At 51.6% G+C, this 10787-nt stretch carries 9 protein-coding genes; 6 read left to right on the top strand and 3 right to left on the bottom strand.

Annotated elements, in window-relative coordinates; translation table 11 throughout:
* Positions 1–251: 251 nt before the first annotated feature.
* Positions 252–581, bottom strand: coding sequence for a hypothetical protein (locus tag LKK83_RS20685; RefSeq protein ID WP_324633218.1), 330 nt, complete (start codon positions 579–581; stop codon positions 252–254).
* Positions 582–612: 31 nt separating this feature from the next.
* A complete protein-coding gene (locus tag LKK83_RS20690; RefSeq protein ID WP_324633219.1) occupies positions 613–4380 on the bottom strand; it encodes a PAS domain S-box protein in 3768 nt (1255 codons plus the stop codon).
* Positions 4381–4926: 546 nt separating this feature from the next.
* Between LKK83_RS20690 and LKK83_RS20695 the strand changes: the two genes are divergently transcribed.
* The 6 genes from LKK83_RS20695 to rpsU all read left to right on the top strand — a co-directional run bounded on the left by LKK83_RS20695 (position 4927) and on the right by rpsU (position 10259).
* Entirely contained in the window at positions 4927–5049 is a 123-nt protein-coding gene (locus LKK83_RS20695; protein WP_324633220.1) for a hypothetical protein, read from the top strand.
* A 298-nt stretch (positions 5050–5347) separates the two neighbouring features.
* Complete coding sequence (acnB, locus tag LKK83_RS20700; protein WP_324633221.1) at positions 5348–7957, top strand: bifunctional aconitate hydratase 2/2-methylisocitrate dehydratase; 2610 nt, start codon at positions 5348–5350, stop codon at positions 7955–7957.
* A gap of 341 nt (positions 7958–8298) precedes the next feature.
* Positions 8299–8502 carry a hypothetical protein gene (locus LKK83_RS20705; RefSeq protein WP_324633222.1) on the top strand — a complete coding sequence of 68 codons (204 nt, stop codon included), beginning with the start codon at positions 8299–8301 and terminating at the stop codon, positions 8500–8502.
* On the top strand, positions 8499–8807 hold the full coding sequence (locus LKK83_RS20710) for a type II toxin-antitoxin system RelE family toxin (protein ID WP_324633223.1): 309 nt from the start codon (positions 8499–8501) through the stop codon (positions 8805–8807). The genes LKK83_RS20705 and LKK83_RS20710 overlap by 4 nt, the downstream gene beginning before the upstream one ends.
* A gap of 716 nt (positions 8808–9523) precedes the next feature.
* Positions 9524–9832 carry an RNA recognition motif domain-containing protein gene (locus LKK83_RS20715; RefSeq protein ID WP_324633224.1) on the top strand — a complete coding sequence of 103 codons (309 nt, stop codon included), beginning with the start codon at positions 9524–9526 and terminating at the stop codon, positions 9830–9832.
* Between the two features lie 247 nt (positions 9833–10079).
* Positions 10080–10259, top strand: a complete 180-nt coding sequence (rpsU, locus tag LKK83_RS20720) for a 30S ribosomal protein S21 (RefSeq protein WP_324633225.1) — start codon at positions 10080–10082, stop codon at positions 10257–10259.
* 199 nt (positions 10260–10458) lie between these two features.
* Here rpsU and LKK83_RS20725 read toward each other — a convergent pair whose 3' ends face one another.
* Positions 10459–10581, bottom strand: coding sequence for a hypothetical protein (locus LKK83_RS20725; RefSeq protein ID WP_324633226.1), 123 nt, complete (start codon positions 10579–10581; stop codon positions 10459–10461).
* Positions 10582–10787: the final 206 nt, after the last annotated feature.

Below are 10787 nucleotides of genomic sequence, written 5' to 3' on the forward strand. Positions count from 1 at the left end.
GGGGCTTGGTAAGACTTTATTTTCCCAAGCTCACCTGACCAGAAGACCAGACTTATCTAAGTTTGGTAGCCATGAAGAATAAATCGTCATAATGTCCCGTGAATTAACCGAGGCGATCGCGGGTTCGAGGGAAAGAGCCAATCAACCTGGGTCGAGGCGGAACCTCGGGGAGTGCGTTCCCAGCATTTGCTGGGAACGAGAGGAGGAGAGGAACGGCGGCGGGGCTTTTTTAAACGGTTTGGGAGAGGCAATTAATATTCAAACAGCAGGGTCTCAAATTTTTCCGACTTTGGCGGTGGGCTGGGCGGGGACTGTTTGGGTAGGGAAGAGGGATGGCGATCGCACTGGGAAATACGGCTATCCAACATGCTGAGGCGCTGATAAATCTGTTCTCGTCGGTGTTCGATCCGTTGCAGTTCTCCTTCTAGCCGTTGCTTTTCCACAACCAGTTGATACATCTCCAAATACGCCTGCGCTTCTGAGCGTTGGCGAGGGATGCTGCTGAGTTTGGGATGAGCGCTGTGGTGGGAAATGGGCGATCGCATATCAAATTCCTCCGCGTTTTCTATTAGTTTACCCAAAAAACATCCAATTGTAGCAGTAGATGCCAGTTCAAGAAGAAATTTTGGGCGAGGCACAAGAAAATGAACCTGCCAGCAAAGCCGTGGCATCCTCAGCAGCCATCGGTGGCGAGAAAAAGTAACCTTGTCCGTCTTCGCAACCGAGAGCCTTGAGTTCTGCCAGTTGTGCGGCATTTTCCACCCCTTCCGCCGTCACATCCATCCCCAGAGCATGAGCCAAGGTAACGATCGCCTGGACGATTTCTAAATTTTTCCCTTCCTTGCCGATTCCACTCACAAAAGAGCGATCGATTTTCAAAGTATCGATGGGAAATTGAGCCAAATGAGACAGAGAAGAATAACCGGTGCCGAAATCATCGAGCGCCAGATAAATTTGTCGTTGTTTGAGTTCCAACAAGATTTGGGTAGCCGCTTGTTTATCGTCCATCAGCACACTTTCGGTAATTTCCAATTTCAAGCAACTCGGGTCCAGATGAGTATCTTGCAAAATGCGATCGATTTGTTCCACTAAATCGAGTTGCAAAAACTGCTTTCCCGATAAATTCACGTTCACTTTCAAGCGCCGATTTTGTGCTATACTAGGAAACCGAGCGTGCCATGTGGCGAGTTGGTGGCAGGCTTGGCGCAGGACCCAGGCACCCAGGGGCACGATCGCGCCGGTTTCTTCTGCCAGGGGAATGAACTCTCCCGGTGAGATAAGACCGCGCTGGGGGTGATGCCAGCGGACCAGGGCTTCAAAGCCGACAATGCCACCGTCAAACAACGACACGAGGGGCTGATAGGCCACTTTGAACGATGTTGGCGCGCCCTTTTCCACCTCGTGGAGTTCCCGGCGCAAATCATTTTCGAGTTGTAACTGTTCCACGGCGCGATCGTGCATAGCGCGATCGAAGAAAGCCGAACAAGCTTTGCCGGCAGCTTTGGCGCGATACATCGCGATATCGGCATTTCGCAGCAAATCTGCAGACACCTCATATTCGATAGAACTCAGAGCAATCCCGATGCTAGCGCTGACGAAGACTTCGTGCCCTTCAAAGGTAAAGGGGGTGTTGAGTTGCTGGTGGATGCGATCGGCAACCGCAGTGGCTTCCTCAATGGTGTGGATATCTTCGAGTAAAATCACGTAATGATCGCCGCCGAGGCGGGCGATAGTATCTTGGGGGCGCAAGCACAGTTGCAAGCGGTGAGCGATGACGATCAGCAGCATATCGCCCACGGCGTGACCGAGACTGTCGTTGACGCGCTTGAAGCGATCGAGGTCGATAAACAACACCGCACAGAGAGAATCCGAGCGCCCCTCAACCTTGGTAGTCGCTTCGCGCAGTCGATCCATAAAAAAGGCGCGGTTCGGCAAGCCAGTGAGAGAATCGTAATACGCTTGATGAATCAGTTGTTCCTCGGCACGTTTGCGATCGCTGATATCAGTTTGCACGCCAATGAAGTGAGAGATTTTCCCCCGCTCGTTTTCCACCGGCGACAAACTCAGTTGGTTCCAAAACACAGCTCCGTCCTTGCGGTAATTCCGCAGAACCACCGTGCAATCTTTCCCCTGGCGAATCGCGTCGCGCAACTGTTCGATTCCCGGTTGGCGGCGGTCTTTTCCTTGCAAAAAGCGGCAGTTTTTGCCCACGGTTTCCGCCGCCGAATACCCAGTCATCTCCTCGAAATAGGGATTCACATAGACCACGGTATTATCTTGTTGGGCATCGGAAATCACGATACCATTGTTGCTTGCGGCGATCGCCCGTTCGAACAGTCGCAAGCGTTCCTCTTGTTCCTTGCGTTCCGTCACATCCCGGGAATTAATCACAAACCCATGAATCCCCGGCGCATTCAGTTGGTTGCTACCTACCGAGTCTAAATATACCCATTCTCCACAGCGGTTGCGAAACCGAAACTCGATTTCGATCGCCTTCCCTTCAGTTCGCAGCGCTTGGGAAAATTGCTCGCAAACCCGTTCGCGATCCTCCGGGTGAACGTAGTCAAATGCAGATTGTCCCACTAACTCTGATTGAGGATAGCCTAAAATTTTTTCGATGGACGGACTTTGATAGCGAATCGTCCCGTCGGCGGCTAAAATCGTAATCAAATCCGAAGAATGCTGCACCAACAAGCGGAAGCGTTCTTCACTTTGCGCCAGAGCATCCATCGCCAGAAAGCGCTCGGTGATATTGAGCGCGCTAAAACAAACCCCCATCACCTTGCCGGTGTCGCTCAACACTGGTTGATAGTTAATTTCAAACCAATTTTCCGTATTTCCGATGCCTTTAATATTGCGCTGCAGGCTCACCGATTGTCCGTTCAATGCGGCATGGAAATCGCGGTTGAAATCTTTTACATCCTCGGGGGCAACATAGGCGTAAATCGAATCTCCCGGGCAAATTTTTCGTTTCCAAATTTCCCAAACGGCTGCCGCCGCCGCTTTGTTAAAGGCTTGTATTTTATAATTAAAATCGATAAATAAAATCGAGGAAACTGAGCAGTTAAAAATTGCTTGTAAGTTGGCTGAAGATTCAGTTAAAGCCGCTTCGGTTGTCTTGCGATCGCTCGCGTCAGCAATCGTACCCATCATCCGCACCGCTCCACCGGTGCCCTCGCACAGCACATCCGCTTTACAGACCATCCAGCGCACCGTCTGACTCTGGGCGTGAACGATCCGGTATTCGCCGTGGTAGCTCGAGCGAGACGCGATCGCTCGTGCCATCATTTTTTCCACCGTCCCCCGATCTTCCGGATGAATCGACTGCCAAAACGGCGACGGCGTGCCATCAAAAGACCCCGGTGGCAGACCCAAAATCGTTTCCAGTTCCTCAGAGCCACTGAAGGTTCCCGCCCGCAGATCCCACTCCCACAGGCCCATTTTGGCCGCTTTGAGCGCCATCTGCAACCGGGTTTCGCTCGCGCGCAATGCCCGTTCGGTGCGCTGGCGTTCCAGTTCCGTGGATGAATGCGCCGCAAAAATTCTCACAAGAGACTGAACTGAGTGCAGATCGCAAAACGGGCGATCGGCGAACAGAGAGATCGCCCCGATCGCCGTGCCATTGATATCGGTGAGGGGAACCCCGAAATAACTGCAACCTTTCAATCGAGCCAGAGGATGGTCTGGCGAAAAATACTCTGTCAGGTTCTTCGCGTGCCACGCCTGTGCCCCTTGTACCACTTGCGCGCAAGGCGTCCCCGCCAAGGTATATTCCCCAGGGGAAGCATTCTGCAAGCCGAGTGACGAGCCATCGGGGTCTCGTTCCCAAAACCCAAGCACTTGCAAGCGTTCTAAGGAATGACCAATCCGTTCTGAAATCACCACGCAACGCACCGGCAGTAAAGACCCTAGATGATATGCTAAGCAGGGGAAAAACGAATCTCCGGCGATCGGGGATTGGCTGCTTGCGATAGTTTGCAGAATTTGGTCGGCTTGTTTGAGTTTGGTGATGTCTCTGAAGGTTTTAAAGAACACGAGATCGCCTTCTAAGGTGAGTGACTGGACAGACATGGCAACCCAAAAGCGGGTCCCGTCTGCTTTTTTGACCAACAGGTCGTAGTTCCGAACGCACCCTTCTCGTTGGAGAACATCCAGCAGCATCACGCGCTGTCTGGGGTTCTCGTAAAAGTCCACCACCCTGCCCAGATGCTCTTCGGGATTGATGCCAAAGAGCTGCCTAAAGTGTTTATTAGCATACACGATCGTGCTATCTTCTGCGCGACTGATGAGGATGGGTAGAGGGGAATCGGCAAGGCGATCGCAAGAAAGTAGCGCTTTTTCATCCCCGTTGTATCCTTGGGCTTGACAGGGTTCTAGCATCGGCATCCCCACGGGAGCTAGATTTTTTCGGTCTCGGGGTTGCGTTGCCTTTTTCCCCTTGACCCGTGGTTGGTCTCGGTTTCGGTTAATCCATACCACATCACTGTTCCCCTTAAGTAGGCTCATCCGCCCTCCTTTCTCCACTGCGTAGCCTGCTTCTGAGAAAATAGACTCAGAGGCAATAACAATTCAATCGATTTAGAAAACAATCTTAATATTTTTGCAGCTTTTGTGAAATTAAATTTAATTAATCTTAAAAAAAACACAAATTCTCGCTCCGCCCGCTAAAAGCTTAAAAAATGTTTAAAAAAAGTGTAATTTATTACCGAACCCCCATTGGCAACCCTCGGCAAAGCGATCGCGATCGCTTCCTCGTCCCCTTCCGCCCACGGCGCGGCCAGAAACCTCAGCGAAAAACCATTAAAATTGTTTATGAGAGCAATATTGCAAATTCTCTCTCGAGGGAAGCCTTACTGACGAGCCACCATAGTGAAGTCCGGAGGGTTTGCCAGAATCCTTCAGGCGGAAAACTGCCTGCTAGGGGGAATGAATTTTCCAGAGCAACGCCCTCGGGTTGGCGCGATCGCCCCGGGGCTTCTCGGGAAAAAACGGGTGCGATCGCCCCCCAACCCGGGCAATTTTTTTGTCAAAAAAGTTTATAATAATTAATAAAAAGTTACAGAGATTCACAATCCCACGGTGCCCCGGCCTACCCTTGGATCCTTTTTTCCCGAGGGTCTTCCCACCGCGCGCCGATGGAAAAATTTCCCGGTCAGAGATTGACAACAAAGCGCTCAAAGACGCCACAGAGCCAGCCATTGAGCCAGATTGACCCTAGCAGAAAATCCAGGGCATCGGTGAGGCTGTGGTAGCATATGAGACATCTGGGGGTGGGGCCAGAAGGAAAAGCTTTCAGGGATTGAATATAAACTAAAACTTAGCGAACCCAATAGAGGAAAGAAACGCAATGCTCGAATCCTATCGCCAACATGCAGCTGAACGGGAAGCCCAAGGCATTCCCCCCCTACCCTTAAACGCCGAGCAAACCGCAGAACTGTGCGAACTGCTGAAAAATCCGCCTGACGGAGAGTCAGAAACCTTATTGCACCTATTGCGCGATCGCGTACCCCCCGGCGTAGACGAAGCCGCCTACGTGAAAGCCTCATTCCTCACCGCACTCGCCAAAGAAGAAGTCAACTGCCCCCTGATTACTCCCCTGCGGGCGATCGAACTGCTCGGCACAATGGTGGGCGGTTATAACGTCCATTCATTAATCGAGCTGCTCAAATCCAGCAACAGCGAGAAAGCACAAACCGCAGCAGACGCCTTAAAGAAAACCCTGCTGGTGTTCGACGCCATGCACGACGTCCTCGAACTGTCGGAAACCAATAGCTATGCCAAGCAAGCGATCGACTCTTGGGCCGAAGCGCAATGGTTTACCGACCGTCCCTCCTTACCCGAGAGCATTCGCGTCACCGTATTTAAAGTACCCGGAGAAACCAACACCGACGATTTATCCCCGGCGAGTCACGCCACCACCCGGCCCGACATTCCCCTGCACGCCCAATCCATGTTAGAGGCCCGCTTAGAAGGGGCACTGGATACCATTGCCGAATTAAAGCAGAAAGGATATCCCGTAGCCTATGTCGGCGACGTGGTAGGCACCGGATCGTCGCGCAAATCCGCGATTAACTCCGTATTGTGGAATTTGGGAGAAGATATTCCCTACGTGCCGAACAAGCGAGCCGGGGGGTATATTTTAGGTGGCGCGATCGCCCCGATTTTCTTCAACACCGCCGAAGACTCCGGTGCCCTGCCCATCGAGTGCGACGTCACCAAAATGCAAACCGGCATGGTGATTACCATCCATCCCTATAAAGGCGAAATCACCAACGAAGCCGGCGAGGTCATTTCCACCTTCAAGCTCAAACCCAACACCATCGTAGACGAAGTGCGTGCCGGCGGACGCATCCCCCTGATTATCGGGCGCAGTCTCACCGACAAAGTTCGCAAAGCCCTCGGACTCGACCTCAGCCCCATTTTCACCCGTCCCGAACTTCCCGAAAACAGCAACAAAGGCTTTACCCTCGCCCAGAAAATGGTCGGTAAAGCCTGCGGACTTCCCGGCGTGCGTCCCGGAACCGCCTGCGAACCCTTAATGACCACCGTCGGTTCCCAGGATACCACCGGGCCGATGACCCGCGACGAATTAAAAGAACTCGCCTGTCTCGGATTTTCCGCCGACTTGGTGATGCAGAGTTTCTGCCATACCGCCGCCTATCCCAAACCGGTGGATGTCACCACTCACCAGAAACTCCCCGACTTCTTTGCTACGCGCGGCGGCGTCGCCTTGCGCCCTGGAGATGGCATCATTCACTCCTGGTTAAACCGAATGCTATTACCGGATACCGTCGGCACCGGTGGTGACTCCCACACCCGCTTCCCCTTGGGCATCTCCTTCCCCGCCGGTTCCGGGTTGGTGGCATTTGCCGCCGCCTTGGGCGTCATGCCGTTAGATATGCCCGAATCCGTGTTAGTCCGCTTCACCGGGGAATTGCAACCGGGCGTTACCTTGCGCGACATCGTGAATGCGATTCCTTATGTGGCGATTCAGCAGGGATTGCTCACCGTGGCGACGGAGAACAAGAAGAACGTGTTCTCCGGGCGGATTATGGAAATGGAAGGATTGCCCGAGCTGAAAGTGGAGCAAGCCTTTGAGCTGACCGATGCCACGGCGGAACGCTCTTGTGCCGGATGTACGGTGAAGCTCAGTGAGGAAACCGTCTCGGAGTATTTGCGATCGAACGTTACTTTATTGAAAAATATGGTGGCGCGCGGCTATCAAGATGCACGTACCATTATGCGCCGCGTGGCCAAAATGGAGGAATGGTTGGCTTCTCCACAGTTAATGTCCGCCGATGCCGATGCGGAATATGTGGAAACCATTGAAGTCAATTTGAACGAGATTAAAGAACCCGTGGTGGCTGCGCCAAACGACCCGGATAATGTGAAGTTAATGTCTGAATGTGCCGGGGATAAAATCGATGAAGTGTTCATCGGGTCTTGCATGACCAATATCGGCCACTATCGCGCCGCCGCTAAGGTGTTGGAAAATGCCGGTCCGGTGAAAGTTCGCTTGTGGATTTGCCCCCCCACTCGCATGGATGAAGCGCAATTGCGACAAGAAGGCGTGTATGGTATTTTCGCCGCCGCCGGTGCGCGCACTGAAATGCCGGGATGCAGCCTCTGCATGGGCAACCAAGCCCGGGTAGAAGACAATGCCACGGTGTTTTCTACTTCAACTCGCAATTTCAATAACCGCATGGGGAAAGGCGCGCGCGTCTATCTCGGTTCGGCAGAATTGGCAGCAGTTTGTGCCCTGTTAGGACGGATTCCTACTGCGGAAGAATATCGCGAAATTGTGGCCGAGAAAATTAATCCGTTTGCAGCGGATTTATATCGCTATCTCAATTTCGACCAAATTGAAGGGTTCGAGGATGAAGGTCGCGTGGTTCCTGTATCGGAAATGCCCAAAATTGAAGATATTTTGGGAATGCCCGTGGGCGCTAACCAATAACCCATAAACTTCTAGGGGCACGGCATTGCCGTGCCCTTCTGCTCATGGATTTTTTGGGATGTTAATTGGGGCGCGTGCCAAATCTAGCTGATAGTGTTCTGGTACAATCTGATGCGATCGGGTGGACCGGAAAGATTGACAAGCGTGGCGGTAATCAAGCGGGGAGAAATTTAGAAAAAGTCTTCAACTCACTTCTGTAGAGCGGCCAAAGTTGGGGTCTCGAGTTGCAGTTCCAGCCTCCGATAGGGTTGAGGGAGCCGAGGTTAAATTTTGCGGCTTAAGTACAATAATGTAGTGAACCGCCTTAGTATATTAATATCATTCTAGTCACTCAAAGCGAAATGAAAGCCGAAGATTATCCTTTTGCCAAAGAACTCATGGTCGATCCGCACCGTCATATCCGTAAAGTGGTTATTGACTTTACGGATTACCAGCGTATCCTCGAAGCACTAGAGGATGAGGGACTCATCCGTGCCATGATGGAGGTCAAAGATGAAAACCCCCTCAGTTTGGATGAAGCACTCGCCGAACTGGAAACTCCATGAAAACTCAATATTTACCTAGCTTTCTGAAAGATATAAAAGCTCTCAAAAGCACCCCAGTCTTTGAATCTATCAAAGCACTGGTGTTTGAAGAAATACCCAACCTCGAAAGTTTTTCAGAGCGTAAAAATGTGAAACGGTTAAAAGGATATGAGAATGCATATCGAATCCGGCTAGGTGATTATCGCATCGGTTTTAGATTTGACGGGGAAACCCTTAATCTTCGATCGCGTGCTAAACTGCAAAGATATATATCGTTATTTTCCTTAATGCCGATCGCCCTTCTATTTTATCAGAGACAGACATAATCGAGCCAATTATTTAGCCGAGATGCTGGCCAGCTAGATAGCAGAAAATCAAGCAGAAAAATTGCTAGTTCAAGAAGAAGAACTGGGAAAAATGGAGACAAAATAAAAACAATTGCCTATCGTAGCAATAGAGAAACCAAAACAGCGATCGCGTTCCCGAGGGGTGTTGGGCAATCCACCCCCAACCCACCCTCGCTTAACGCAATAGTCTGGGGAACCCCAAAGGAGACCATCGGGTTTTAATCCCTTGGAATTTAGGATACCACCAGGGCAAACCTGCTTTCACATCTTCATCGAAGGGCGATCGCTCCTTCAATATCCCATCGGCGATCGCCTTTCAGGGCAGTGTTGGACAACCCACTGGGCGATGGATACCCTAACACCTGAGAAACACTGAATTTTCCCTCTTTTAACTCACTTAAGTAACCAATGAAAGATACCTTGGTTCTCGATGGCTCGGAGTCCACAATCAGAAAGGAGTTGTAGGGAAGAGAAAAACACCAGCGGATGAAGAGAAAAACTAGCACAAAATTAGCTAGTCAACTGGGTAGTCACTCCCGAGGGGTGTGTTATTGTAATAGAGATAAATCTGATTCAGTGGTAGAGCTGGCTACATGCTTGAAAATGGCGTGGGGGTGGATCCAAAACAGGTTCCTCGGCAGGCAGCGCTCCGAAACTGAATCGCTACATCATTTTAAACCTTTTGGAGGCATTGCATGTCGATTTATGTAGGGAATATCTCCTACGACGTAACCGAAGAAGATTTAACCGAGACGTTTTCCGAGTACGGAACAGTCAAGCGCGTAAACCTTCCGACCGATCGCGAAACCGGACGCCCTCGGGGGTTTGGTTTTGTGGAAATGGAGAGTGAAGCGGAGGAAACAGCAGCCATTGAAGCCCTCGATGGAGCGAACTGGATGGGTCGCGACATCAAAGTGAACAAAGCCAAGCCCCGGGAAGACCGACGCGGTGGCGGCTACCGGGGAGGGGGTTATGGTGGGGGCAATAAATTCTCTCGATCCTAAGCACCTTCCCTAGTTCTGTCTTGCTTGCATCTGGCATCCGCCGTGGGGAAAATCAATCTTTCGAACGGCGCAAGGATCGTGGAAATCTACCAAGCGGATGCGGACTGTCGTTACTCCCCCTCGAGGGGAAAAGGCAGATAGGCCGCAGTTTTTGCTGCGAAAGAGTACGCTAAACTATGAAACGGTATAGGCCAGAAAAACTTACGGCCATCCAAACCCTGAACAACGTTTAGAAAAAGGAGTAAGAATGACGCAAGTCGTGGTCGGCGAAAACGAAGCCATTGAATCGGCATTACGTCGATTTAAACGTCAAGTCTCGCGAGCGGGGATTTTAGCCGATGTTAAAAGCCGTCGGCATTTTGAAACTCCGCAAGAAAAACGCAAGCGTAAAGCAAGCGCGGCAAGACGGAAGAGACGTTATCGCTAACGAATGCGGCGATCGCCATTCGGCATTAACCTCAGTACAGGTTAAATGTCAAGGATGCCGCCGTTCTCGGCGTGCATACGCTTCTATCGGGGGTTGAGCCGCAGGGTAGAAGCGTAAATCCCGAGATAGGCGGCTTTCTCGTTGCGCGCTGCTCCCGGTGGGCAACAGGCGGGCTTCACCTTGCAAGGAGATCGCGCCATTAGGGTGCTTGAACCGATAACAGGTGGGAAAACAAACCGCCGGCGATCGCTGTATATGCCTTGCGAACATTCGCAAAAAATGCCGCGTACCATCCCCCTTCCCCAGGGATAGCTACATACAACGGTATTTCTCCATGTACTTCCAAACAGTGGGATCTCGCGTCACGCGCGATCCCTGTCGGGAGGCCCCTAGGGCGACCGCTCTGTGTCATCTTGCTTTCACTGTCACTGGCTTATCTAACACCTACCCGGTCAGCACCCCGCTCTAAAGAGACGGGGCTTCTAGTCCCTGACTTTAGGTAGCTGACCAGCCTAAGCCCTACGAGGG

The organism is Phormidium sp. CCY1219 (assembly GCF_035615515.1).
Lineage (GTDB): Bacteria > Cyanobacteriota > Cyanobacteriia > Cyanobacteriales > Laspinemataceae > CCY1219.